This window comes from Acinetobacter sp. ACNIH2 (assembly GCF_002934965.1).
In the GTDB taxonomy this organism is placed as follows: Bacteria; Pseudomonadota; Gammaproteobacteria; order Pseudomonadales; family Moraxellaceae; genus Acinetobacter; species Acinetobacter tandoii.
Genome location: NZ_CP026412.1, coordinates 2692732 through 2719159, shown reverse-complemented (window position 1 = coordinate 2719159; position 26428 = coordinate 2692732). Strand labels below are relative to the sequence as shown.

Annotated in this window: 21 protein-coding genes; 7 read left to right on the top strand and 14 right to left on the bottom strand. The window is 39.7% G+C overall.

Features of this window, described 5'->3' with window-relative positions; all coding sequences use genetic code 11:
* Positions 1-202 precede the first annotated feature (202 nt).
* On the bottom strand, positions 203-1582 hold the full coding sequence (locus C3F34_RS12775; RefSeq protein WP_104441756.1) for an amino acid permease: 1380 nt from the start codon (positions 1580-1582) through the stop codon (positions 203-205).
* Between the two features lie 133 nt (positions 1583-1715).
* On the bottom strand, positions 1716-3440 hold the full coding sequence (locus tag C3F34_RS12770) for an alpha-keto acid decarboxylase family protein (RefSeq protein WP_104441755.1): 1725 nt from the start codon (positions 3438-3440) through the stop codon (positions 1716-1718).
* A gap of 133 nt (positions 3441-3573) precedes the next feature.
* Here C3F34_RS12770 and C3F34_RS12765 point away from each other — a divergent pair, with 133 nt between their 5' ends.
* Positions 3574-4065, top strand: a complete 492-nt coding sequence (locus tag C3F34_RS12765; RefSeq protein WP_016166810.1) for an Lrp/AsnC family transcriptional regulator — start codon at positions 3574-3576, stop codon at positions 4063-4065.
* Between the two features lie 65 nt (positions 4066-4130).
* On the opposite strand, the gene C3F34_RS12760 is transcribed toward C3F34_RS12765, so the two are convergent.
* Complete coding sequence (locus C3F34_RS12760) at positions 4131-5663, bottom strand: pyridoxal phosphate-dependent decarboxylase family protein (protein ID WP_104441754.1); 1533 nt, start codon at positions 5661-5663, stop codon at positions 4131-4133.
* Positions 5663-7039 carry a diaminobutyrate--2-oxoglutarate transaminase gene (locus tag C3F34_RS12755; protein WP_104441753.1) on the bottom strand — a complete coding sequence of 459 codons (1377 nt, stop codon included), beginning with the start codon at positions 7037-7039 and terminating at the stop codon, positions 5663-5665. The genes C3F34_RS12760 and C3F34_RS12755 overlap by 1 nt, the downstream gene beginning before the upstream one ends.
* Positions 7040-7509: 470 nt before the next feature.
* Between C3F34_RS12755 and C3F34_RS12750 the strand changes: the two genes are divergently transcribed.
* The 3 genes from C3F34_RS12750 (at position 7510) to C3F34_RS12740 (ending at position 11347) form a co-directional block, all read left to right on the top strand.
* A complete protein-coding gene (locus tag C3F34_RS12750; protein WP_104441752.1) occupies positions 7510-8214 on the top strand; it encodes an SIMPL domain-containing protein in 705 nt (234 codons plus the stop codon).
* A 187-nt stretch (positions 8215-8401) separates the two neighbouring features.
* Positions 8402-10621: a TonB-dependent receptor family protein gene (locus C3F34_RS12745; protein WP_104441751.1), complete on the top strand. Its 2220-nt coding sequence runs from the start codon at positions 8402-8404 to the stop codon at positions 10619-10621.
* 129 nt (positions 10622-10750) lie between these two features.
* On the top strand, positions 10751-11347 hold the full coding sequence (locus tag C3F34_RS12740) for a phosphatase PAP2 family protein (protein WP_044740254.1): 597 nt from the start codon (positions 10751-10753) through the stop codon (positions 11345-11347).
* 52 nt (positions 11348-11399) lie between these two features.
* Here the strand turns inward: C3F34_RS12740 and proB are convergent, their stop codons facing one another.
* From proB to uvrB, 9 genes are all read right to left on the bottom strand, one after another.
* Positions 11400-12533, bottom strand: a complete 1134-nt coding sequence (gene proB, locus C3F34_RS12735) for a glutamate 5-kinase (RefSeq protein WP_044740247.1) — start codon at positions 12531-12533, stop codon at positions 11400-11402.
* 33 nt (positions 12534-12566) lie between these two features.
* On the bottom strand, positions 12567-13784 hold the full coding sequence (gene cgtA / locus C3F34_RS12730) for an Obg family GTPase CgtA (RefSeq protein WP_016166817.1): 1218 nt from the start codon (positions 13782-13784) through the stop codon (positions 12567-12569).
* A gap of 265 nt (positions 13785-14049) precedes the next feature.
* Entirely contained in the window at positions 14050-14424 is a 375-nt protein-coding gene (locus C3F34_RS12725) for a winged helix-turn-helix transcriptional regulator (RefSeq protein ID WP_104441750.1), read from the bottom strand.
* 102 nt (positions 14425-14526) lie between these two features.
* Entirely contained in the window at positions 14527-15201 is a 675-nt protein-coding gene (locus C3F34_RS12720; RefSeq protein ID WP_104441749.1) for a hypothetical protein, read from the bottom strand.
* A 13-nt stretch (positions 15202-15214) separates the two neighbouring features.
* Positions 15215-15934 carry an MFS transporter gene (locus C3F34_RS12715; RefSeq protein WP_104441748.1) on the bottom strand — a complete coding sequence of 240 codons (720 nt, stop codon included), beginning with the start codon at positions 15932-15934 and terminating at the stop codon, positions 15215-15217.
* A gap of 289 nt (positions 15935-16223) precedes the next feature.
* Positions 16224-17681 (bottom strand): glyceraldehyde-3-phosphate dehydrogenase, encoded by a 1458-nt coding sequence (locus C3F34_RS12710; RefSeq protein ID WP_016166821.1) that lies wholly within the window; start codon positions 17679-17681, stop codon positions 16224-16226.
* A 276-nt stretch (positions 17682-17957) separates the two neighbouring features.
* A complete protein-coding gene (rarD, locus tag C3F34_RS12705; protein ID WP_104441747.1) occupies positions 17958-18893 on the bottom strand; it encodes an EamA family transporter RarD in 936 nt (311 codons plus the stop codon).
* A 141-nt stretch (positions 18894-19034) separates the two neighbouring features.
* Positions 19035-19631, bottom strand: coding sequence for a lipocalin family protein (locus tag C3F34_RS12700; protein WP_104441746.1), 597 nt, complete (start codon positions 19629-19631; stop codon positions 19035-19037).
* A 123-nt stretch (positions 19632-19754) separates the two neighbouring features.
* Positions 19755-21800 carry an excinuclease ABC subunit UvrB gene (uvrB, locus tag C3F34_RS12695; RefSeq protein WP_044740314.1) on the bottom strand — a complete coding sequence of 682 codons (2046 nt, stop codon included), beginning with the start codon at positions 21798-21800 and terminating at the stop codon, positions 19755-19757.
* 538 nt (positions 21801-22338) lie between these two features.
* On the opposite strand from uvrB, the gene C3F34_RS12685 reads away from it, so the two are divergent.
* Both C3F34_RS12685 and C3F34_RS12680 read left to right on the top strand, forming a co-directional pair.
* Positions 22339-23130: a hypothetical protein gene (locus C3F34_RS12685; RefSeq protein ID WP_104441744.1), complete on the top strand. Its 792-nt coding sequence runs from the start codon at positions 22339-22341 to the stop codon at positions 23128-23130.
* Between the two features lie 179 nt (positions 23131-23309).
* Positions 23310-24752 (top strand): sensor domain-containing diguanylate cyclase, encoded by a 1443-nt coding sequence (locus tag C3F34_RS12680; protein WP_044740239.1) that lies wholly within the window; start codon positions 23310-23312, stop codon positions 24750-24752.
* A gap of 40 nt (positions 24753-24792) precedes the next feature.
* Here the strand turns inward: C3F34_RS12680 and C3F34_RS12675 are convergent, their stop codons facing one another.
* Positions 24793-24972, bottom strand: coding sequence for a hypothetical protein (locus tag C3F34_RS12675; RefSeq protein WP_016166827.1), 180 nt, complete (start codon positions 24970-24972; stop codon positions 24793-24795).
* Positions 24973-25192: 220 nt separating this feature from the next.
* Between C3F34_RS12675 and C3F34_RS12670 the strand changes: the two genes are divergently transcribed.
* Positions 25193-26428, top strand: coding sequence for a pyridoxal phosphate-dependent aminotransferase (locus C3F34_RS12670; RefSeq protein ID WP_016166828.1), 1236 nt, complete (start codon positions 25193-25195; stop codon positions 26426-26428).

The following is a 26428-nucleotide window of genomic DNA, read 5'->3' as shown; positions in this document are numbered from 1 at the left end:
AAAGTGTGTCCGTTATCTTAATACCCTCTTACCCAATTCAGCCTTTCCTACCTAATTAAACAGTTTTAAAGCATGAATTTAAGAATCTAAGAATTTTTTACCTATCTCGAATACCTACACTTACTCTACTCAGTCATTCTTAAATACAAAAAGGGCTACCTCACGTTAGTCGGGTAACCCTAAATGTATAACTTTTAAAACTTTAATTGGACTGTGCTTCTGGCATTACCAACATTTTTTTACGATATTTGAGTACATATGTGATTGCTAAAGCTGCCATCCAAATGGGACCTAAAATCACAGCCAAACGCATATCTGGTGTAAGCGCCATAATAATCAGAATCATACAAACAAAAGCGATGGTCAAGTAGTTTGTCCATGGACTTAAAATACTTTGAAACTTGGTCTGACGTCCTTGTAGTTTCATGGCTTTACTAAATTTCAAATGTGTTACCGAAATCATCAACCAGTTAATCACCAATGCGGCAACCACCAACATCATAAAGAGCTGAAAAGCTTGTCCAGGAATCAAATAATTCACCAAGACACAAACTGCTGTGATTGATGCCGATACAATTGCAGCAGGTACTGGAATACCGCGACTGTTAATTTTTTTCAATATTGCAGGTGCATTCCCCTGCTCTGCTAAGCCGTGCAACATACGAGTATTACAGTAAATACAACTGTTATAAACAGAAATTGCAGCAATTAACACAACAAAGTTTAGAACATTAGCAACACCGTTACTGTTGAGTGACTGGAAAATTAAAACGAATGGACTACCACCTTCTGCCACCATATTCCAAGGATAAAGGCACAGCAAAATACCAATTGCACCAATATAGAAAATCAAAATTCGGTAGACAATTTGATTAACTGCTTTAGGAATAGTCGTTTCTGGCTGCTTAGTTTCTGCTGCGGCAATCCCAATCAACTCTAAACCACCAAAAGCAAACATAATGACTGCCAATGCCATGACAAAACCATGCATACCATGTGGAAAAAATCCACCATGCTGCCATAAATTTGCAATACCAGCCTGTGGCCCTGCTGAACCCGAAAACAGTAAATAAGCCCCAAAGCCAATCATGCTCAAAATCGCAATAATCTTAATAAAAGAAAATATAAATTCTGATTCGCCAAAAAAGCGGACATTCACCAAGTTAATGCCATTCATTAAAATGAAGAAAAATAAAGCGGTGAGCCACGTTGGAATTTCAGGCCACCAAAACTGAACAAATGTACCGATTGCACTTAATTCAGCCATGCTGACTAGCACATACAACACCCAATAATTCCAACCAGACATAAATCCAGCCATTTTGCCCCAATACTTGTTGGCGAAATGACTAAATGAGCCACTGACGGGTTCTTCGACCACCATCTCACCCAACTGACGCATAATTAAAAATGCAATAATCCCTGCTATAGCATAGCCCAACAAAATAGAAGGCCCTGCCAGTTTAATGGTTTGTGAAAGTCCTAAAAATAGCCCTGTACCTATTGCGCCACCTAAGGCAATCAATTGAATATGCCGATTCGACAAGCCTTGTTTCAAAGCATGCTGATTATTTTCATCCATACATTTTCTCCGTTGTAAGTGTAACGTCCTGTACACCTTTATTCAGCACTAGACCGAAGACCTATAATTAATCTTCGGACTTAATATGCTTTAATTTAATTCCATTTTTTAAAAAGACGCTGCGGTCTCCAGCTTAGAACGAGCTTACATTTTTACATTCCAGCGTATTTGAACGCTGAGTTAAAATTTCATAGCCACGATCACCATAGTCAAATCGTGCAATCACGTTGGCAAATTTTTTCAAACTTAAAGGAGCATCCATGGCAGGGAGTTTTAATTCCACAAAAGTCAGTCCATCCTGTTGCTGCACGTTATCCAAAACCTGTTGCAGTTGCCCAATTGTTTCAACCATATGTGATTGATAAGCCTTACTTCCATTAAACACTGCTGGAATTTGTGCATAGTTCCAGTTTTGAATATCGTTATACGCCGCATTTTCACCCATAATTAAACGCTCGATGGTATAGCCACCATTGTTCAACAAGAAAATTATTGGCTTGAGACCATGACGAATAATGGTCGAGAGTTCTTGTACAGTTAATTGAAATGAACCGTCTCCAATAAACAGAATTTGTCGACGCTCAGGCGCAGCTAACAGGCTTCCAAGTAAAGCGGGCAAGGTATAACCGATTGAACCCCAAAGTGGCTGAGAAATATATTTTGCAGTGGCGGGTAGCTTTAAACCCGATAGTGCAGAGTTTGAAGTTCCAACCTCTCCAATAATGACATCATCATCCTTAAAGAAACCTGCGATAGCATTCCACAGTAGTTCTTGACTGAGTTTCTGCTGCTCATTAACTTCAGGTCTTTTTTGTGTAGGGGACTGAGTCACAATATGGTGTGGTGTTTTACGCGGTGCTACTTTTTTATTTAATTCAACTAACAATTGGCCAATTTCAATACCCGGTACGTCCTGACCAAAAATATTCAAACCATAAGGCTTAATTTCAATATAATTTTCAGTCGCAATTTGATGCGTAAATACTGCTGAGCCTACATCAGTAAAGCGAACACCAACCCCAATTAAACAGTCCGACTGTTCAATCACATTTTTTACGTGCGGTTGACTCGCTCCACCCACATAAGTTCCGATATAACGCGGTGAGCCCTCATCCATGATGTTTTTTGCTGTATTCATACCAGCAAATGGAATCGAGCACTTGTTAGATAAATCATGTAATAAAGAGGTCACCCCAAAAACGGCGGCTTCATTGTCAATCAACAATGCTGGGCTTTTTGCTTTTGCCAAAATGCCACACAGTTGATCGACTACGCTACTTAGTAAATCAGGTTCAACCGATGGATAACTGAGATCGAGTGGTCGCTCATCCACTTCAATTTTTACATGGGTAATGTCCGATGCTAGCTGAATATGCACTGGACGACGCTCTAGAAAACACTGACGTAAAACACGATCAATTTCAAAAGCTGCATTGGCAGGTGTTAAACGTGTTTGCGCCACAGTAAATTCTTTCATGCAATTCATAATATTGTCATAGTTACCATCGACCAATGTATGGTGAACCAGAATGCCTTTTTGAACCACATGCAAAGGAGGAATTCCTGAAATATGTACCATCGGTACATTTTCCGCATAGGCTCCTGCAATGCCGTTAATTGCACTTAGATCACCAACGCCATATGTAGTTGCCAATGCTGCAAAACCGTTAATTCGTGCATAGCCATCTGCTGCATAAGCCGCATTTAACTCATTACAGTTGCCAATAAATTTTAGCTGAGCATCTGCTTCAACTTGTTCTAAATAAGAAAGATTGAAATCACCAGGTACACCAAAAAGATGCTGTATACCCATTTGTTTTAAACGAAGATTTAAAAATTCACCAATTTCTATGAACATTGCTCGATATCCTTTGAGACCATTTTTTATTCCATAGAAAAATAATATTTCATCTACGCCGTAAATTTCGTGCATAATGAAACCGAATTTTAATAAAAATACAAGATTTGTGTATCACAAAAGGATTTTATGCATGGATAAGTTCGACTGGCAAATCATTCAAGCACTACAAAAAAATGGACGGCTCACCAATCAGGAAATTGGCGATTTAATTGGTTTATCTGCATCACAGTGCTCGAGAAGACGACAACTGCTAGAGCAAAAAGGCATTATTTTGGGTTATACCGCCCGCATACAGCAACAGGCTTTAGGCATGGAAGTGACTGCCATGATTCATATTAACTTAAGAACACACGAAGCATCTTCCCAACAAGCCTTTCAAGAACTCATCGAAGCGGAAGACAATATTCAAGATGCTTTTTCGATCAGTGGCGATGCAGATTTTATTCTGAAGGTGGTCGCTGAAAACTTAGAGCAACTTTCGCATTTTGTGACAGAACGCTTATTAACCTATTCTTTTATTGGTCACATTAAGTCTTACATTGTTTTGAAAAAAATTAAGGAACAGAATCACTTTTTACTTAAATCGAAAAGTCACAACTATCATCCTGTGCATTTAGCTTAAACATTTTTCCTATATAACAAACAAAAAAGCCTGGAATTTTCCAGGCTTTTTTAACAACATGACGATTAGTCAATCGCTGGTGTATATGTGCCTGCTTGAATAGGACCTTTAATACGATCTGCTTCTGCAAGAACAAGTGACAGCAACTTCTGTACGTTTTCTAATGTTGCAACAGGGCTCAGTGTCGTCATTTTCAATGATTGCACTTGACCTACTTTAGTTACACCAATATTCGCTTCACCACGCGCAAACAATTCATCTGCAACGTTTTGATTCAATGTATCCAACAATTCTACTGGGTAGCCTGCTGGTACAACACGGAATAATACAGAAGCAAATTGTGGCTCAACCAAAAGCTCAAGACCATCAGTTGCTTTAATATAATCGGCAACATCACGTGTCAATTTAACACCGTGATCGATCATAGAACCATAAAGCTCTTCACCTAAAGCTTCTACAGTCATCCACAATTTCAACGCATCAAAACGACGAGTTGTTTGTAAAGATTTCGATACTAGGTTTGGAACACCATGTTCTTCATCATAGGCTGAGTTCAAATATTCAGCTTCGTAGTGCATGAAACGATAGTTCGCTTCATCTTTAAGCAAGAATGCACCGCAAGAAATGGTTTGGAAATAGTGCTTATGGAAATCAAGCGTAATCGAATCAGATAACTCAATCCCATCCAGCATCGAACGATAATCATTCGATAAAATTAGTGCACCACCCCATGCCGCATCGATATGCATCCACGCGCCAAATTTGTTGGTGATTTCACGAATTTTCTTCAGTGGGTCAATTGCACCCGCATCGGTTGTGCCCGCAGTTGCAACCACACACGCCACGATTTTGCCTTCTGACTGTAAATGCGCCATGGTTTTTTCGAGAGCATCTACATCCATCTGTGCATTTTCATTAACAGGAACAGTGACCACAGACTGGAAGCCCATGCCCATCATTGCCATGTTCTTTTGCACAGAGAAATGTGCATTTTCAGAACAGATGACTTTAACGTTTTTCATTGCTTCCGCAGGAATACCATCGCGCTGTACAGACCACGGATTACCGTTTTCGTCTTTCCAGTTTTTCGAGATGCAAGCATCACGCGCAAGGAGTACACCCATCAAGTTAGACTGTGTACCACCAGAAGTGAATACACCTGCTTGACCTGCACCATAACCGACTTTTTGACGAAGCCAATCAATCAATTGAACTTCCATCAAAGAACCCGCTGGGCTTTGATCCCATGAGTCCATAGATTGGTTGGTTGCATTAATCAAAACTTCAGCAATTTGGCTTGCAACCATGGTTGGGCAATGCAAATGTGCTAAAGAATGAGGGTGATGTACTTTTAAGCTTTTATTTAAGAAAAGCTCAACCATACGATCCAATGACTTTTGTACACCTAAACCTTCTTTAGTTGGGTTAAAAGCAATCGCATCACGTAATTCTTTGATGCTGCCGCCTGTGTACATTTTGTCATTTTGCAACCATGCCGCTACCGCTTTGGTAGCTTGCTCCATTGCTGACTCATAGTCAGCAATGGATTGGGCATCATTGCAGAGTAACGCTTTACGGTGTTCTGCAAAATCAACCATTATTGAGCGCCTCGCACCGCAACAAGCGCTTCAGCAATTGCTTTCTTAAAGCGAGCAATTACTTCTACACACTCTTCTTGCGTAATGATTAATGGGCAAAGTAAACGAATCACTGTACCGTTACGACCACCTTTTTCTAACAAAAGTTTGTTATCAAAGCATGCCGCTTGAATTGCTGCTGCCAATTGACCGTCTGCTGGTAAAGAACCCATATGGTCAGCTGGTTTACGCTCATCAACGATTTCAACACCGATCATTAAGCCACGGCCACGAACGTTACCAATACATGGGAATTCTTGCGCTAATTTTTTCAATTCAGCTTGTAAGAAATCGCCACGCTCTTGTGCATTTTGCGCTAAGTTCTGCTCAGTAATCGTTTTTAATACGACCAAGCCAGTACCCATTGCCAACTGGTTACCACGGAAAGTACCCGTGTGACCCGCTGGTTGCCATGCATCAAACTTACGTTTAATACCTAGCACCGCAAGTGGTAAACCACCACCAACAGCTTTTGACATTACAACTACATCTGGCTCAATGCCTGCATGTTCATAGGCAAACATTTTACCTGAACGAGCAAAGCCCGCTTGAACTTCGTCAAGAATTAATACAATGTTGTGCTTTTCAGTCACTTCACGGATTTTTTTCAACCATTTGGTTGGTGCTGTCACAACACCGCCTTCACCTTGAATCGCTTCAAGAATAACTGCTGCTGGCTTAGTGACACCGCTTTCTACATCTTCAATGAAGTTTTCGAAGAAATAGGTTAACGCATCAACACCCGCTTCACCACCTAAACCCAGTGGGCAACGGTATTCATGCGGATATGGCATAAACTGTACGCCTGGCATTAAACCATTCACAGCATTTTTAGCAGACAAGTTACCTGTCATTGCCAAAGAACCATGGGTCATACCATGATAACCACCAGAGAAACTGATTACTGAGCTACGACCTGTATAAGTCTTCGCAAGTTTAATCGCTGCTTCAGTCGCATCTGCACCAGATGGACCACAGAACTGTAAACAGTACTCTTCTTTACCGCCCGGAAGATACGAAAGCAACGCTTCCGTGAAAGCATCTTTCAACGGTGTAGTTAAATCTAAAGTATGTAATGGAATGCCACTTGTCAGTGTATCTTGAATACTTTGAACGACCGCAGGATGATTATGGCCTAATGCCAATGTTCCTGCCCCAGCTAAACAATCAAGGTACTCTGTACCTTCAACATCGGTAACCCAGCAACCTAATGCTTTTGCTATCGCTAACGGTAATTTACGTGGATAGCTACGAACATTGGATTCCATCTGACTTTGGCGAGTCAAATAGTATTCGTTAGTAGAATTAGTGGCAGGGTTTACAGAAGAAACGCTCATATCGAATTACCATCTCTGATATGGGTTGAAAGAAATAAGTCTGGTGACTTGCGGTCCTTTGACTCGGTGCTTTATAGAATCTAGTTAGACAGTATTTAATTAAATAACTAGGAGCGGCATGATACCGAATTTTTCAGGAAAATAAACAACTTTTAGCAAATATACGCCCTAATTTTTTGAAATAAACTGTACACCTAACCAGCCCTTTCATTATCATCTTACATTGTGACAAGTGAAAGAAAATACGATTTTTTTTACTTTTTAGAAATTTCATTTCCTGATCATTTTATTTATCGTTTTTTATAAAATTAAACCCTTGATTTAAGACTATTTAATTTAAATATTTTTAGCTTGGCTTTCATGCAAAAATTTACAAACTCACCACAATTCCTGCAAAAGTTCCCCATGAACTGCCTATACCATTACCTTAATCAAATAAGTTTGAAAAATTCAAATAAAGGTTACTTCTTATGCGCCATTTTGTAGTTTCTTCCCTCCTCCTCGGTGGTTTATTCAGCAGCACTGCTTTTGCGCAGCAAACAGAAGCTTTGAATTACAATTTAGTAAACGTACAAGCAGAAGCATCACGTCAAGTTTCAAATGACGAAATGCACGCTGTACTCTATATTGAAAAGAGCAATAAACAGCCTGCTGAATTGGCAAGCCAAATCATTCAACTTATGAATCAGGCGATTGCGACTTCGCGTAAGTACCCAAATGTAAAAGTCGAAACAGGGTCTCAAACGACTTATCCAATTTATGACAACGATAGTCGCAAATTAAAAGAATGGCGTGGTCGTGCTGAAATTCAAATTGAAAGTACCGACTTTAAAGCGGCGAGTCAGTTAGTGAATGAGTTACAGCAAAACTTCCAAACTCAATCAATCAACTTTACTGTTTCAGATGCTCAACGTAAAAAAGTTGAAAATGAACTTATGGTTGAAGCCTCTAAAAACTTCCAACAGCGCGCGCAGTTATTGAGTCAGTCATGGAATAAGTCAGGCTATAATTTAGTCAATTTAAATTTAAATACCAGCAACAACTACCCTCAACCCATTATGATGCGTAGCAGTATGGCAAAATTTGCCGATGCAGAAGCAGCATCAATGCCTGAAGTTGCAGCAGGTGAATCTAAAATTACGGTGAATGCAAACGGTACTGTACAGTTTAAATAATTTTAGATTTAACTTAAAAACCGTGTCACAGACACGGTTTTTTATTTTTTGTTGTTTTAGATCATATTCAAGATCGAAATCTAATCATAAATTTGGAAAATAATAGTAATTAATGATAACTATTATTATTCAATAATTGCGAGAGTCTCGATATTATATCGTCAAATTTGCAATCTCTGTGTTCAATATGTCAAACCATTTGATTCTATCTGGTATTCACAAGCCAACTAAAATATCACCGCTAACCCGAGCAATTCAGCTTGCCTTAACCTGTCTTGCCACACAAGCAGCTTTCGCAGCAGATTCAGATAGTCATTCTGTGAACACGTTACAGACCATTACCCTTCAAGCTGAAGGTAACTGGCTGGAAAATGCTAATGCTGAAAAAGTTCAAAAACATGCAGGGGCACGCACAATTATCGACCGTAAACGTTTAGATGAAGTTGCGGCAACGTCCATTAAAGATGCACTTAAACAAGTTCCTGGTGTCCAAGTCCAAGAAAATAATGGCACTGGCGGTAGTGACGTTTCTTTGAATATTGGTGTTCGTGGTTTAACTTCACGTTTATCCCCTCGCTCAACCGTATTACTCGACGGGGTACCATTGTCGTTTGCTCCTTATGGTCAACCTCAACTTTCACTTGCTCCTGTATCATTAGGCAATATTGAATCTATAGACGTTGTTCGTGGTGCTGGTTCCGTACGCTTTGGACCACAAAATGTGGGCGGTATTATCAACTTTGCTACGCGTGCAATCCCAAAAGATTTTGCAGGCAGTGTAAGCTTAACCACTGAATATGCTTCTGGCACAGATCAAACCAAACTTAGCCCAAGTTTATTTATGGGTGGTACTCTAGATAACGGTTTAGGGCTTGCTTTGCTTTATTCAGGGACCAAAGGAAATGCTTACCGCGAAGCTAACAATCAAATAGACATTGATGATGTCATGTTAAAAACAGCGTACCAAATTACAGATGCCGATGCTGTAGCGCTAAATTTACATCATTATGAAGGTCGTGGAGAAATGCCTGAAGGTTTAACTGCAAAACAATATGCAGAAAACCCATATCAATCCAACCAATCACAAAGCTATTTTGCAGGTCGTCGTTCAGATGTGTCTTTGCGTTATACCCATCAAGATGAACGAAATAATTTTGAATTATTAACCTATTATATTGATTCATTCCGTACGAGTAATTTGGGAACAAATCAACAACGTCAGGATGGTACTCCGTTCAAACGTTTAGACAATGCTCCTCGAGATTATTCTGTATTTGCAATTGAACCTCGTTTTTCTCGTGCTTACTCAATTGGTAATACACAGAGTGAAGTTACTATCGGCTATCGTTATATGGATGAAGATAGTACTGAGTTTGCGGGACGTACAGATTATGCTATTGATGCTCAACCAGGGAAATTCCTCGCACGCACATCGAGTAAAGGTGGCACTAAAGCACATGCCTTCTACATTGATAACCGATTCGATTTAGGCAATTGGGTAATTACCCCTGGTGTCCGCTTTGAATCTATTGATACGCACAATAATTTTAGCGCCTATAAATCTGGTAACTTACTGAATACCGTAAATCCATCCATTCAATCTGATGAATGGTTACCAAGTCTGGCAATTATGTATAAAGCCACTGATAACTGGAATATATTTGCAAATGCGGGCGTATCTTTTGGTCCTCAACAATACAATCAGTTAGCAACCACAAACTCAAAAACAGGTATAGCAATTTCTACTTTAGATGGTCTTTCACCTGAGAAATCCAATAACTATGAGATTGGTACAAAATATTTAGGTAATGGTTTGAATGCAGAATTAACTGCATTCTATTTAGACTTTAATAAAGAATTAATTCTAGAACGTGACGCCCTTCAAAATGGCTATTGGACCGATTTAGGTGCAACCAGCCATAAAGGTGTTGAACTTGGTCTGGCTTATGACTTTGCTTACCTTGCAGATGCCCTAGAGGGACTCAAAATATATAGCAATTACACCTTCACGAAGGCTGTTGCTGAAGCAGGCAACTTTAAAGATAAAGATCTTCCATTTTATTCACGTCATACAGCCAATGTGGGTTTAGGCTATAAAGTGAATCAATGGACTATCAATGCCGACATGTTTGCACAATCGAAACAACATTCTCCAGGAAACCAAGAGTCTGGTATTTATCAAATTATAGAATCTTCGGATGGTAAGTACGGGGATATTCCAGGTTACTCAACTTTTGCAGTACGTACAGCCTATGACTTTGGTGAGCAATACTACGGTTTAAAAATTGCTAGCGGTATTAAAAATGTGTTCGATAAACAATATTTCACACGTTCTACCGATTCGACTGGCGGTAAATATGTTGGGCAACCACGTACTTTCTACCTACAAACCTCATTTGACTTCTAAGCTGAATAATAAGTAAACGACGTAAGTTTCTTGAAATAAAAAAAGACTACAAATCTGTAGTCTTTTTTTATTTCAACAGGATGACAGAATTATTACACTTTACGCACTTTGCATACATAATCCGCTTTCATGTCTCTTTCTGAACTCAATCTCTCGCTCTTTTCATTCATCAATGCATCTTCAGATGCTAGCGACTTAAAGATTAATTTTGCGATTTTTATTGCGAATGACCTGTTGTATTGCATGATTGCACTTTTTGCTTGGTTTTGGTTACGTGGTGACTATCAAATAAAGAAACAAATTCTTAAAGCTTTTATTTTTACCAGTATTGCGCTTTTCATCAGTCAATGTATTTCACACATCTACTATCACCCACGCCCTTTTGTGATGGATGTTGGACGAACTTTGATTTATCACTCACCGAATGGCTCTTTTCCTAGCGATCATATGCTCATTTTTAGCAGTATTGCTTTTTCTTATTTCTTTTCAACTTACCGTAAACTTGGTATTTTCTTAATTATGCTGGCTTGGTTAGTTGCATGGTCACGCATTTATGTAGGTGTTCATTTCCCTTTAGATATGCTCGGTGCCTTTGTACTGGCTTTTGCGCTGAATTTGTCTGGTTTAACGCTCTGGAATCACTATAAAGAAAAACTTATGGAATGGGTACTGACGCTTCACTTCTATGTATTTAGACCACTGATTCAAAAAGGCTATATTAAATAACTTGGTCTTAAAATAAAAAATCCCGCTCTAAAGCGGGATTTTTTTAAATTTTTTAGTAAATTGCCATATGATCGCGATGAATCATCTCAAGCGAACGAGCTTCACCCAGAACTTGATAAACCTTGTCTGAAGACAAACCTTTAACCAATTCTGCCGAACGCGAACTAAAATTAACGCGCCCAACCGCGACACGATAACCAGAAGGGTCAACACACTCTACAACATCGCCACGGTCAAAATGCCCTTCAACCGCTTTCACACCAACAGGTAATAAACTACGATGATTATCTTTAATGGCTTTAACTGCACCATCATCTAAAATTAGACGTCCCGCAGTTTGCAAATGTGCGGCCAACCATTGCTGATGCGCGGTAATACGGTCATTGTCCGTGATAAACAAAGTGCCAAGCATTTCACCTGCCATTAAACGGGCAAGCACTTGATCACTTTCACCACTCGCAATCAGGGTTGGACAACCCGACTTTGCCGCTAGTCGTGCAGCACGAACTTTGGTGAGCATACCACCACGACCAAACTTACCACCACCACCTGCCATATCAAACAAGCTTTCATCTAAAGCCCGTACAGTATGGAACAGTTTCGCATTTGGGTTTGAGCGTGGGTCAGAATCAAACATGCCTTGCTGATCTGTTAAGATAATCAACAAATCTGCATGGACTTGACCTGCAACCATTGCTGCAAGCGTATCGTTATCACCAAAACGAATTTCATCAGTTGAAACTGTGTCATTCTCATTGATGACTGGAATCACACGCCAATCGATTAAATTTTGCAAAGCATCACAAGAGTTTAAATAACGACGACGATCCGCAAGGTCATCGTGGGTTAAAAGCACTTGCGCTGTTTGAATACTGTGCTGTTCGAGTACACTTGACCATGTATGGATTAAACCCATTTGACCAATGGCAGCACATGCCTGAAGACTGGGTAGATCGGTGGGTCGATTCTCTAGCTTCATTCGAACCATACCTTCAGCCACAGCGCCTGAGGAGACAAGAATAATTTCATGTCCAGCTTGGTGTAAATCTGCAATTTGTTTCGCCCAATGCGAAATTGCATCTAAATCTAAGCCTTGCCCATTTGCTGTGAGTAAAGATGATCCGATTTTAACAACGATACGTTTTAAAGCCTTGAGCTGACGTTGCCCATCTACCACTTCTATCATCTTGTCCTCAGTTACATGTTGTTCGCTTGGAAATTAACGAACGTAAAACACTTCCATATCGCCATCGTCGCCATCATCATCGTCTTCATCATCATCGCCCAATAGACCAGCAAGACGCTGTTGACGACGCATTTCACGATAAGCTTCTTTAGCGGCAATGGTTTGTTCACGTGTTTCAGCTTCTAGCTGCTCACGGAATGCTTTCACTTCTGCTGCGTACTCAGGATCTTCAACTTCGCGTTCACGTTGTTGTTCAATTTGATCCATGAGGTAATAAACTACTGGCTTTGTCCCTTCTGCGAGTAAACCAGAAGTTTTAAATACTGGACCTTTCCATTCTAATTCTTCAAGAATGTGATTACACCATTCTTCACTGGTGTCTGGTGCAAGTTGATCTAACTTATTAAGTACCAAAACCACTGGAAGTTTCGCCAAGGTTGGAGAAAATTTCTTTAATTCTTTGATGATCGCCTTAGCATTATATGCAGGATCCGAACCATCAATAGGCTGTACATCTACAATATGCAATAAGATACGCGTACGTGCCAAATGCTTTAAGAAACGAATACCAAGACCTGCACCTTCCGAAGCACCTTCGATTAGTCCAGGAATATCCGCCATGACAAATGAACGGTGACGATCTGCATCGACAACACCTAAGTTTGGTACCATCGTAGTAAATGGATAATCTGCAACTTTTGGTTTTGCTGCTGAAACTGCACGAATAAAGGTTGATTTACCCGCATTTGGCATACCCAATAGACCAACGTCTGCCAATACTTTCAACTCTAAACGAATTTCGCGGAATTCACCTTTAAAACCATGCGTACATTTACGCGGTGTACGGTTGGTTGATGATTTAAAGTGTGTATTTCCTAAACCACCATCACCACCAGAAGCCACTAGAATTTTCTGACCATCTTCTACCAAATCGCCAATAATGTCGCCAGAGTCGGTATCTACAATGGTTGTACCAACTGGAACTTTGAGAATGACATCTTGTCCGCCACGACCAGCACAGTTTGCGCCTGAACCATTTTTACCCCGTTCTGCACGGAATTTACGGGTATAACGATAATCTACCAGTGTGCTCGTGTCGTCGTCAGCTTGAATATAAATGCTGCCACCACGACCACCATCTCCACCATCTGGCCCACCAAAAGGTACAAATTTTTCACGGCGAAAACTGGCTACGCCATTGCCACCGTCGCCAGCCTCTACGGTAATGACTGCTTCATCAACAAAGCGCATACTGCCAATCCTCTAAAATCTTTAAAACCGCTTATTCTGCCACATTTTAAAGAATTTCTCGAATAGTATTATTCAACTAAATATGAATTTCACGCATTATTTTTATAGGTCTAGTTATTTTTATACTTGTTTTACATTAATTTATACACAATGAACTTAAGCATAGTTGAAACATTAAACTTTAATTTAATTAAGATTCTTAAGATAGAGATTAATCTCAATGCGGCTTAATGCCTAAAGTTAAACGACCAAGTAGATCATTTATTTAAATGTTTATTTTAGGTTTCTGTTCTAAGATTTCAGATAAATTTCGCTCTATCCAAAAAATTAACTCATTCACTTTTTCCGCAGCCTGCGAGCCTAAAATTGTCAATTGATATTCAACCTTCGGTGGCACAATCGGATAAACTGTCCGTAGAATAAAACCATCCTGCTCTAATGTTTTCAGGGTTTGCGACAGCATCTTTTCGCTAATCCCCTCAATTTTTATTTTTAATTCACTAAAGCGGTGTACACCTTCACTTAAACAATGCAACACCAACAACGACCATTTACTGGAAAGATGCTCAAGTATTTCGCGTGATGGGCAAGCAGTTGAAAGAACTTGCCCCAATAGATTACTGGTTGCATAGGTACTCATGTATTCCCCTTACTTTAATCAGCTTACTTTTCTTATACGTACTTTCAATAGGTAAGCTACCAGATTAATCTTTAACCATCAAGGAAGCGTTGCATTCTTTACTCAAGGATGAATATTCCGTACAGGCAAATGCATATTCAGTTCTAAATTGGCTGAGGTTTTTCGTACGGCGTTGTACATGGTGGCATTAAAACTTGCGATGCGCTCCATCTTCATTGGATCATTCAAATTGAGTTGTGGTGCAAAATGATGAACGACGTGTAAACCAACAGGTTCATTAAATTCAAAATACACGGGACCATCAAATTGAATCTTCACAGGAATGGTATACTCTCGCTTTAAATGGAAAGGTACGTCCAATTTAACTGGAATATTTAATTTCAGAGGGAATTGAGGCAACAAACGATTTTGATAAATTAAATCTGTAGTCGTTTCCACAGGCATCAACTGATCAATACGGATCATGGTTTGATAGTCAAGATTCACAGTAATCGGCGTTTCCACTTCAAACTGTAAATCGGCGAGATATTTTCCTTTTAACGGCAACTCCAATTGCCGATCAATATCAATTTTTGTATTCAACTGCCCTTTAGAATGAATATCCAAATAATTGCCCACGTGAATTTGAGTCGGCAAAGATGTTGGCAATATAATTTCGGAGCGGTGTGCTGAAATTTGCATCGATGCAATCACATTCAAGTACAACCAAAATAAAAGCGCAATCGTAGCGACCAACCCAATAAAGCTCAAACACCAAAAGCGATAAGAAAAACACACCTGCTTATCCCTCCTATTCAGCTCGAACCAACTGTGGTTGTTCGTATAGAGGAGACGAAAGTTTTACCGTATTTAAAGGGACTTTGAGTTGTCCATTCTGAATTTTTACGGGCAAGGTATTTTTCACATCTACGGTGGCATTAAGGGCTGTCTTAATGGGTACATTTAATTGCCCTTGCACTGGTATTTCGGTCTTTAACGTTGCATTTAAAGGAATATGCAGATTTTCTTTCAATACCGTTCGCACTGGGGCATCAAATTTCAGATGTACATTTTGTTCTAATGGCACATCAATCTGAATCGGCACATCAAGATTGATCGGGATTGAGCCTTTTAACGGCAGACTAATATTTTTCCCCATGATCATCACATTTACACGCGTATCGATGGGTAAATTTTGCTGCACTTTCAGAGCTTCTCGCACAGGAATCATAGTTTTAATTGGCACTTGATTATCAAAATACACGCGTGGGGTAAGTGTCTGCGCCAGTGGAATCTCAAGCTGTTCTTGAATTGGAATTTCAGCGCGAATTCGCCCAGAGACATCCACATCTAAGGCATCATGTATTTTAACTTTGGCCTGTAATGGCTCTTGCAAGTCAATATTCACAGCTTGATTGTTCAGAGGAATATAAATACTGAAATGTTGAAAGATCCAAATTGCAAGTAAGACACCGCTGAGGGTTGCTAGACTCAAAAATGCCAAACCAGCAAGCACTTTTTTTATTTGCAATGACTTAATCCTTTAAGTTCGTTTTTAATAGACTCAATTCATTTGAGTCGTTCTATCGACCATTACTGTCTTTAATTCCAATCGAGTAATGATCACATTTATTTTGAGATGAAAAAGCGACACTAACATAGCGCGCTTGGCTTAATACTACTAATTTTGTCGGAATTATGGCATTGACCTAATATGAATGCATCTTATTATTTTGGTCAATTCAAAAAAGAATGTCGGAAGTTTTGATACAAAAAAAAGAGCTTCATTTCTGAAGCTCTTTTTTTCTTAACCGAACAAATTATGCATTTGTTTCAGCAGGAACTTTTGGATAGCTTACGCCGCCCATTTGTTCAGCAATACGTAATACTTGGCAGCTATAACCCACTTCATTGTCATACCATACGTATGCAGTTAAGCGGTTGCCTGAAGTAATCGTTGCCTGTGCATCAAACACACCCGCAGTACGTGAACCGATGAAGTCAGAAGATACAACTTCAGTTGAGTTGGTGTAACCAATTTGACCTTGAAGGTTTGAACTGATTGAGATTTGACGGATGTATTCGTTTACTTCTTCACGATCCACTTCTTTATCTAAAGTTAAGTTCAAAATCGCAAGTGAAACGTTTGGTGTTGGAACACGTACAGAGTTACCTGTCAATTTACCTTGAAGTGCTGGAAGTGCTTTCGCAACTGCTTTCGCCGCGCCAGTTTCAGTAATTACCATGTTCAATGTTGCAGCACGACCACGACGGTCTGCTTTGTGGTAGTTGTCGATTAAGTTCTGGTCGTTTGTGAACGAGTGAACTGTTTCAACGTGACCATTTAACACTGTGTATTTGTCATGTAATACTTTCAATGTTGGTGTGATTGCGTTGGTTGTACAGCTTGCAGCTGAGATGATTTGGTCTTCATCCAGAATGTCTGCTTGGTTTACACCAAACACCACGTTTTTCATCTCACCTTTACCAGGTGCAGTTAAAATTACGCGTGCAGCACCTGGGCATTTAAGGTGTTGTGCAAGACCTTCTGCATCGCGCCATTTACCCGTGTTGTCAATCACTAACGCATTGGTAATACCATAAGCAGTATAATCAACTTCAGTTGGATTAGATGCATAAATAACTTTGATGAATTGACCGTTAGCAATAATTGCTTCGTTTTCTTCATCTACAGAAATAGTGCCAGAGAATGGACCATGAATTGAGTCACGACGCAATAAAGACGCGCGTTTCTCTAAATCACCGTCAGATGACTTACGAACTACAATCGCTTTTAGGTTTAAGCCACGGCCAAGACCAGACTGACCAATCATTAAACGTGCAAGGATACGACCAATACGGCCAAAACCGTAAAGGACAACGTCACGACCTTCTACTGAAGTCGCACGACCTTCTACAGATTTAACAGCAGCTGCAACAAATGCATCAACATCGCCACCTTGCTCTTTAAATGCAACAGCTAATTTGCCTAGATCAATTTCAGCAGTACCGATATTTTCAATTTTAGCCAACGCTTGAAGAATTGGGAACGTGTGTACAACTGAAAGCTCAACGTCCATCATACGAGTGAAACGGTGTGCTTTTAAAATTTGCATAACTGAACGGTTAACTAAAGAACGTCCAAACACTGAAACCACAATATTTTTTTCACGGTAAAGCTGACCGATCAAAGCGATCATTTGTTCCGCGATTTCTTCACGGTTTTTCCAGCGACCTTGGTGTTCTGCGTGTAGGGCGATGATAGTCTCTTTGCTCACAGATACGTCCTCTAATTAATTTAATCTAAGCATAAATTTTAAAACCCAACGATTGTAAAGGATTTAGCGCCAAGTTTGAATCAAAAGCTGGTTCAGTCGCTGCTATTTTCCTACATATTCATTATAAATTTACAAAATAGTTGTAATTTTTATGATGATTGTACTTTTCCTGCCAAATTTCAATAAATCTGACTTTCTTTTAACCCCCAAAAGAGAACATGAGAATCCCTTCATTTTGTGGATTCTTAGCTAGCCTAAACGCCCTTAATAGAACAACTAATCTTGATCATTTAAGCGTGTTTCTGCTTTATCAATATTACGGACGAGGTTTTGTTTCTGACGCTGTTGTTTATATAGATGTAAACACCCTTCAAGCACCAAGACCAAAACTGCACACCAAATTGGGATGTAAGTCAGCCATTCTTCTGGCGCAACTTGCTCACCTAAAGCAATTGATGCCGTCGCCAACAATACAGGTTCTAAATAACTAAGCAGACCAAATAAAATAAACGGCAAAAAACGGCTTGCTAGGATATAACTTCCCAGACCAAGTGCGCTTAAAAAACCCAAACCAATAATTGCCCAGATTAAATGCGGGTAATGTGATATGACACTTAAAGCTTCTGCATGCGATAACAGATAAAAAGCGACTGGAAGAATTAAAAATAAATCCCACCAAAAACCACCCAAGTGATCGGATTTAAAGCGTCGGCGTAAATAAAAATATAAAGGATAAGCCAAGGCAACATACCATGTTTCCCACGCGACACTACCTATACGCCAAATCTCATGGATGACACCCAGTGCCGCAAGAATTACAGCCAATAGTTGCCAACGGGAAAGTTTCTCTTTATGCAAGACACAACCAATCAGCACCATAACCAAAGGCAGTAAAAAATATCCTAAAGATACCGCCAAACCCCGCCCATTGATTGGTCCCCAGAGAAACAACCATAACTGCGAGGTACATAACAGTGAACTGATGAACAACCAAAGGAGATAAATTGGATTTTGGAGTACTTTTTTGAATAGTTCGGCAATAAGCTTGAGTTCGCCTGACCACCACATAAATAGGGTTAAAAAAGGCAATGTCGACAACATACGCCAAGCAAAAGTCTGCTCACTATCTAAAGGTTTTAAAAATTCTGTATAGCCGTAAAGCACGCCAAATGTGACGGATGCCAATACCGACAGTGCTACGCCTTTATACATCTTTTCACCCAAACTATTTGCTGGGCTTAGTATAGCGATAAGTTAAATAAAATACGTCATGATTAGAATAACTTTCACACAAGTCACAACTTTGAATGTGTTCGTATAATCTATCCTCAAGATCTATTCTAGGTCTTAAAATTATTCTGCTTTGCCTTTAGTGTGTGCTGTTCGAATTAAATCACTCAAATCATAGCCCAAGCTTTTAGCATATTCTAAATATTCATTCATAACTTCTGGTTTTACTTCTGGTGTACGTGACAGCACCCACATGTATTTACGGCGCGGCTCACCGACTAACACTGTTTGATAGTCATCATCGATTTTCAAAATCCAATAATCGCCTCGTGCAACAGGGATCCAACGCACGGCTTCGGGTAAAAAACTGACATGTAACTTCGAATTAAATGGCGGATTTTGCACAAAGGCTTCACCTAAGGCTTGCTGCAAAATCCCCTCTTTGGAATAACAACGGTTATCCACACTCACATTGCCATTTTCATTTAAGGTATAGGTCGCAGATACATCACGCGCACATTTATTTTGAAAGTACATAGGCTTCCGAGCAATCTCGTACCACACTCCCAAATAGCGGTCTAATTCGACTTTTTCAACCACAGGCATGGGTCTGGTTTGCGCATATGCCAAAGTCGCAGCCCCCAACCCCACTAAAATCGCCCCACCAATGACTATTTTTGTTATACGCCAACTTGCTTTAGGAAGATGATTTTCACTCATAACAACATCCTTTAAATGATTGATCTGGACCAAGCCCGAATGTAATTTCTTTAAAAAATAACGGGCTTTGATCCTACACACTGTAGCGTTATGTAATGATTTTGCTGCAAAAAGTTTGTGACTTTATTGCAACAACTGTGCTTTCAACCGCACAATTTCATCACGTAAACGTGCTGCTTGCTCAAACTGCAACTCTTTAGATGCTTTCAACATTTCTTTTTCTAGTTTAGTAATATGTTTACTGAACAATTTCGGATTCGCCAAAATATGTTGTTCATCTGCCGATAAGGCTTGTGCCTGATCTGCAATATTGGCTTCAATCTGATCATCATTGAGTACTTCACCTGTGTCAATTTCTTTGACAACCTGACGCACAGCGCTTCGTGGTGTAATCCCGTGTTCTAAATTAAACTCAATTTGTTTAGCACGACGACGGTCAGTTTCATCAATCGCCTTTTGCATAGAGTCGGTGATACGGTCAGCATACAAAATCGCTTTACCTTTTAAATTACGTGCAGCACGACCAATGGTTTGGATCAAAGAACGTTCTGAGCGCAAGAAGCCTTCTTTATCAGCATCTAAAATTGCCACCAAAGACACTTCCGGCATGTCTAAGCCTTCACGTAACAAGTTAATCCCAACCAAAACATCATGAATACCTGAACGTAATTCGTGAATAATTTTGACGCGCTCAACCGTATCAATATCTGAATGTAAATATGCGACTTTCACACCATATTCTTTTAAATATGAGGTCAAATCTTCCGCCATTCGCTTGGTTAATGTCGTCACCAAAACACGTTCATTGAGCTCTTTACGGATATTAATCTCAGACAGCACATCATCGACTTGTGTCAATACTGGACGGATTTCAATTTCAGGATCAACCAATCCTGTTGGTCGCACCACTTGTTCAACCACTTGTTCCGATTTTTCCAATTCATACTTTGCTGGGGTTGCGCTCACATAAATGGTACTCGGAACAATGCGCTCCCATTCCTCAAATTTCATTGGACGGTTATCTAGCGCACTTGGCAAACGGAAGCCATAGTTCACCAGATTCTCTTTACGCGAACGGTCACCCTTATACATAGCGCCAATTTGTGGCACAGTCACATGTGATTCATCAATAATTAACAAGGCATCATCAGGCACATAATCAAATAAAGTAGGTGGTGCTTCCCCAGATGGTCTTCCAGATAAATGACGCGAATAGTTTTCGATGCCATTGGTATAACCCAACTGCTGCATCATTTCCAAATCATAACGGGTACGCTGTTCAATTCGCTGCGCTTCTAGCAATTTGTCGTGTTCACGGAAAAATACAAGACGATCTTTGAGTTCTTCTCGAATGGTACCAATCGCACGCTCAAGATTATCTTTGGGTGTTACATAATGGCTTTTCGGATAAATAGTGACACGTGGGACTTTTCTAATCATTTTTCCTGTTAATGGATCAAACCAACGGATGGAATCGACTTCATCATCAAACAGTTCAATTCGAATCGCATGTTGATCCGATTCGGCGGGGAAAATATCAATAATTTCACCACGGATACGATAAGTCGCACGTAAAAATTCCAATTCATTACGGCTATATTGCATTTCAACCAGACGACGAATGATGTCATCTCGGTTCATTCGATCGCCCTGTACAATATGTAACAACATGCTCATATAGGCATTCGGATCACCCAAACCATAAATAGCAGAAACCGAAGCGACAATAATGGCATCGCGGCGCTCAAGTAAAGCCCGCGTTGCAGACAAACGCATCTGATCAATATGATCATTAATGGCAGCATCTTTCTCAATAAAAGTATCTGAAGACGGCACATAAGCTTCAGGTTGATAGTAATCGTAATAACTGACGAAATACTCAACCGCATTATTCGGGAAAAATGCTTTAAATTCGCCATAAAGCTGGGCTGCAAGCGTCTTATTATGCGCCATGATAATAGTGGGACGTTGCGTCCGAGCAATCACGTTCGCCATGGTATACGTCTTACCAGACCCTGTTACACCAAGTAATAATTGATTGCGATAACCTTGCTCAACACCATGTACCAGTTTTTCAATCGCCTGCGGCTGATCCCCAGCAGGTTGAAACTGAGTCACCAAATCAAAAGGTTGTTGGTTATCTTGCACAGGTTTTTGACGCTCTTGCATGGTTTCCATCTTCGGTACACTTATGACTTAACATAGTATGGGGGCTATTGGCATTTACTCAATCTTATTTTTTTGATTTACAATCATTAGAACGACTATTAGGCTATAAGAATAACAAGTTCTAACATACTCCTAATTAGTTTGGTTTGAAAATGCCCTACGATAAAATACCACAACGACGATTACAACTTCAGCAGAAAAAATTACAAAAATCGAAAAGGAAAGACTTTGAGCAAACTGCTTTCAACAACCAACTCAGCTATTTTGGGGAGGTAGCATTTGTAATGGGTGCATGCTATTTATTGTTTGTTTTATTTGGAATTTATCAAAAATACTTTTAAAGGATATCCAAATGGAGAAAAATGACAATTGGACAATTATAAAGCAACAGTTACGTTTAGCGGCTTTAGGGATATTATTTTGGCTTATTGGTGGTGTACTGAGCTATTTTTTTCTATGGTGATTTGTTTATTTACGCTTGACCCATGCTCTATTCAGTTGCAACATGAATCAATAATGATGATTAGATAAAATACTTATGCGCTACCATTACCACGATGAAACAATTGTAAAAAGTTTACCTGAAGATACCGTGTTTGTTTTTGGCAGTAATCTGGCGGGTACGCATGCGGGCGGTGCTGCTAAAATTGCCTTATTACATTTTGGTGCCATGAAAGGTTCAGGGCGTGGCTGGGCAGGTCAAAGCTATGCCATTCCCACCATGAATGAACATTTACAACAAATGCCACTATCCCAAATTCAACATTATATTGATGATTTTAAAATTTATACCAAGCATCATCCTAAAACCAAATATTTCATTACTTCCGTAGGCTGTGGTGTTGCAGGTTATAAAGTTGAAGAAATTGCACCGATGTTTAAAGGCATTTCTCATAACGTCATTTTCCCTGTTTCATTCCGTCCTTTTGTGGAGCAAACTTTACCTAAATTACGCCAAGCATTCTTAAAAGCTGTTTTGCAAGATCACGTCATATTCCCCAATGAACCACTTGATCAAGTGATTGAACAGCTTCCATTGGCAGAAAATGAAAAAAGTCTGGCACAAATCATTTTAAATACACCAATGTATCCAACCGACAGTAATGGGCGAGATCGTATTTTTGAAATTGAAGATATTTTGCACCGATTAGATGCACAAGGCTTCAAGGTAGATTCACCTTTAGAAAGTCGCATGGTGATTGGCGGTGTAGTGCTTGCATTACTTGAGCTTTACAACATCAATGAACAAGATTTCCTCGATGTCTGGAATCATCAACGCGAAATAGCAGCACCTAAACCTGAGAATAAAGCCCGAAAAGCAGCTCACTAATTCAACTGTATTAATATGGGGTTGCAATGAAAATACGTTCAGACAACCCCATTTTGTGGCAAGTTTAATGCCAAAATCATCACCAATTTAGATTTAATGCTTTTATTAATCACATGATTTAAAAATGAAAAAATTATCCCTATACTAAGTTCAACTTAAATAATAAATACGAGCAATCCATGGAATTATTAGATTCCTCAATTTTTGAATTATCCCCCATCGCCATGTGGCTAGAAGACTTTAGCGAGGTCAAAAAACAATTTGATCTCTGGCGAGCACAAGGTATCCAAGACCTCCAACACTTTTTACTCGAAGATGAATTTCGCGTATTAGACTGCGCACGTAAAATTAAAATTCTACAAGTCAACACCAAAACTTTAGAGCTCTTTCAGGCTCAAGACTTGGCTCACTTACAACAAAATCTGGATCTCATCTTCAAACAAGACATGGCCAAAACTCATATTCAAGAATTAATCAGTTTATGGGAAGGTCATACTGAATTTATCAGTAGTACAGTCAATTACACCATTTCAGGACAACGCTTAGATATTCAGTTACGAGGTACAGTTATTCCTGGGCATGAACATGATTTATCACTACTATTAATCACAACTGAAGATATCACACCATATAAAACAGCCTGTCGATTAGAAGAAAAAAACCGACTACTTGCTGAATCAAGGTTTAAATATTCTCCAACCTCTTTGTGGGTCGAAGATTTCAGCCGAATCAAATATCGTCTAGATCAACTCAAGCACATGGGCATTCAGGATTTTCAAACCTTCTTAGATGTACATCATGATTTTATTCTGCAATGTATTCAGGACATTATTATCATTGATGTCAACCAAGCAACACTTGATTTATTTGGCGCGGCTGACAAAGATACTCTATTCAAAAATACCCATAAAATTTTTGCGAAAGAAATGGTACAAACGTTCCGTGAGCAATTAATTGAATTATGGAATGGCAACATTCATCATCAACGGGAAGCCGTAAATTATGCCCTTGATGGCAGTATCCGACATGTCTTACTACAATTTACCGTTTTCCCAGACTACAAAGATGATTGGAGCATGGTGCAAGTTGCTCTGACCGATATTACAGCAAGAAAAAAAGCCGAAAATTATCTGGAATATTTGGGCAAACATGATGTCTTGACCAAACTTTACAATCGCTCATTTTACACCGAAGAAATGAATCGCTTGGAACGTAGTCCTTTACGTCCAGTCTCCTGCATTTTTCTAGATATGAATGGCTTAAAAGAAGTAAATGACAGTTTAGGACATGATGTTGGTGATGGACTACTTCGACGCATGGGCGGTATATTAAATCAGCTCATTCAAAATACTTTATATTCTGCTTCCCGAATAGGTGGTGATGAATTAGTGGTACTTTTGCCAGGTGCAGATGAAGCAGCCTTACACAACTGCTTGCAGAGTTTGCAAGAACTGCTACATGTCGATAATCAATTTTATGCCAGTCAACCGATTAGCTTATCGATTGGACATGCAACTATCAAAGCACATGAACGTGTTGAAGACATGCTTAAACGCGCAGATCAAATGATGTATCTAAATAAAGAACAGTATTATGAACACAATGAACGTCGCATACGTTAATTTTGTTCATAAAAAAAGAAGTGCATGTGCACTTCTTTTTTTAACGTTTACCCATCGAACGTCGTGTACCACGTGGAGGCATCCAAGTTCGATCTGCGTATTGCTCAGGTTTAGGACGCACCTGATTATGGGCAGCTGAGTCTGACGATTGCTCATCAGTTGCTGGCATTGGGAATGGGAGTTTCACCAATGGCTTATTCGTAGGCTGTTGCTTACTCATGACCATGACTCAAATAAAATCTGACAGTAGTTTAAAGTTTTTTACGCTCAGTTGCGAGTGACTTCCTACCACTTAATAATTTTTGCCTGCTTTCAAAGCAAAAAAGATTTATTTTACGCTTTTTTATGAATTTGTACTTTTTTTAAACGACGCAGTCACTCTTTTTAGGCTAAGATAATATGCTTTTTATTTTTTACCCTCCATAAGAAGGAATAACGCCGTGGACGTACGTCTATCTGATCGTGTAAATGCCATCAAACCGTCCCCTACACTAGCTGTGACTAACAAAGCTGCTGAACTTAAAGCTGCTGGTAAAAATGTCATTGGTTTGGGAGCTGGTGAACCAGATTTCGACACCCCGCAACACATCAAAGATGCTGCTATTGCAGCAATTAACAACGGTTTTACTAAATATACCGCTGTAGATGGTACGCCAGGCCTTAAAAAAGCAATTATTGCAAAACTTAAACGCGACAATAACCTTGACTACCAAGCAAACCAAATTTTGGTTTCTTGCGGTGGTAAACAATCTTTCTTTAACTTAGCTTTAGCTTTGTTAAACAAAGGCGATGAAGTGATTATTCCTGCGCCTTTCTGGGTTAGCTATCCAGATATGGTAATCATCGCTGAAGGTACACCTGTCATTGTGAAATGTGGTGAAGAACAGCGTTTCAAAATTACACCAGAACAATTAGAAGCGGCGATCACTGAAAAAACTCGTTTAGTGGTACTGAACAGCCCATCTAACCCAACAGGCATGATCTACACCAAAGCTGAACTTGAAGCTTTAGCTGAAGTATTGCGTCGACACCCACAAGTATTTGTTGCATCTGATGACATGTACGAACCAATCCGTTGGGATGACGAGTTCTACAACATCGCCACTGTTGCCCCAGACTTATATGACCGTACAATCGTATTAAACGGCGTGTCTAAAGCTTATGCAATGACTGGCTGGCGTATTGGTTATGCAGCGGGTCCTGCAAAAATCATTGGCGCAATGAAAAAAATTCAATCTCAATCAACTTCTAACCCAACTTCTATTTCGCAAGTTGCTGCTGAAGCTGCATTGAATGGCCCTCAAGATGTACTTGAGCCAATGATTGAAGCATTCAAACGTCGTCATGACTTAGTTGTGAATGGCTTAAACGAAATCAACGGTATTTCATGCTTACCTGCTGATGGCGCATTCTATGCTTATGCCAACATCCGTCCGTTAATTCGTGCAAAAGGTTTAAAATCTTGCACAGAATTCTCTGAATGGTTATTAGAAGAAACTGGCGTAGCCGTAGTTCCTGGTGATGCATTCGGTCTTGGTGGTTTCATGCGTATTTCTTACGCAACTGCTGATGAAGTACTTGTAGATGCACTTGCTCGTATCAAGAAAGCAGCAGATTCAATTGAAGGCGTAGACGCTGCAATTGCATCGATTGAAGCTGAAAAAGCGGCAAAATAA

Coding starts and splice junctions, on each gene's coding strand:
- C3F34_RS12775 (WP_104441756.1), bottom strand. CDS start 1,582: ATGGATGAAAATAATCAGCATGCTTTGAAACAAGGCTTGTCGAATCGG.
- C3F34_RS12770 (WP_104441755.1), bottom strand. CDS start 3,440: ATGTTCATAGAAATTGGTGAATTTTTAAATCTTCGTTTAAAACAAATG.
- C3F34_RS12765 (WP_016166810.1), top strand. CDS start 3,574: ATGGATAAGTTCGACTGGCAAATCATTCAAGCACTACAAAAAAATGGA.
- C3F34_RS12760 (WP_104441754.1), bottom strand. CDS start 5,663: ATGGTTGATTTTGCAGAACACCGTAAAGCGTTACTCTGCAATGATGCC.
- C3F34_RS12755 (WP_104441753.1), bottom strand. CDS start 7,039: ATGAGCGTTTCTTCTGTAAACCCTGCCACTAATTCTACTAACGAATAC.
- C3F34_RS12750 (WP_104441752.1), top strand. CDS start 7,510: ATGCGCCATTTTGTAGTTTCTTCCCTCCTCCTCGGTGGTTTATTCAGC.
- C3F34_RS12745 (WP_104441751.1), top strand. CDS start 8,402: ATGTCAAACCATTTGATTCTATCTGGTATTCACAAGCCAACTAAAATA.
- C3F34_RS12740 (WP_044740254.1), top strand. CDS start 10,751: ATGTCTCTTTCTGAACTCAATCTCTCGCTCTTTTCATTCATCAATGCA.
- proB (WP_044740247.1), bottom strand. CDS start 12,533: ATGATAGAAGTGGTAGATGGGCAACGTCAGCTCAAGGCTTTAAAACGT.
- cgtA (WP_016166817.1), bottom strand. CDS start 13,784: ATGCGCTTTGTTGATGAAGCAGTCATTACCGTAGAGGCTGGCGACGGT.
- C3F34_RS12725 (WP_104441750.1), bottom strand. CDS start 14,424: ATGAGTACCTATGCAACCAGTAATCTATTGGGGCAAGTTCTTTCAACT.
- rarD (WP_104441747.1), bottom strand. CDS start 18,893: ATGTATAAAGGCGTAGCACTGTCGGTATTGGCATCCGTCACATTTGGC.
- C3F34_RS12700 (WP_104441746.1), bottom strand. CDS start 19,631: ATGAGTGAAAATCATCTTCCTAAAGCAAGTTGGCGTATAACAAAAATA.
- uvrB (WP_044740314.1), bottom strand. CDS start 21,800: ATGCAAGAGCGTCAAAAACCTGTGCAAGATAACCAACAACCTTTTGAT.
- C3F34_RS12685 (WP_104441744.1), top strand. CDS start 22,339: ATGCGCTACCATTACCACGATGAAACAATTGTAAAAAGTTTACCTGAA.
- C3F34_RS12680 (WP_044740239.1), top strand. CDS start 23,310: ATGGAATTATTAGATTCCTCAATTTTTGAATTATCCCCCATCGCCATG.
- C3F34_RS12675 (WP_016166827.1), bottom strand. CDS start 24,972: ATGAGTAAGCAACAGCCTACGAATAAGCCATTGGTGAAACTCCCATTC.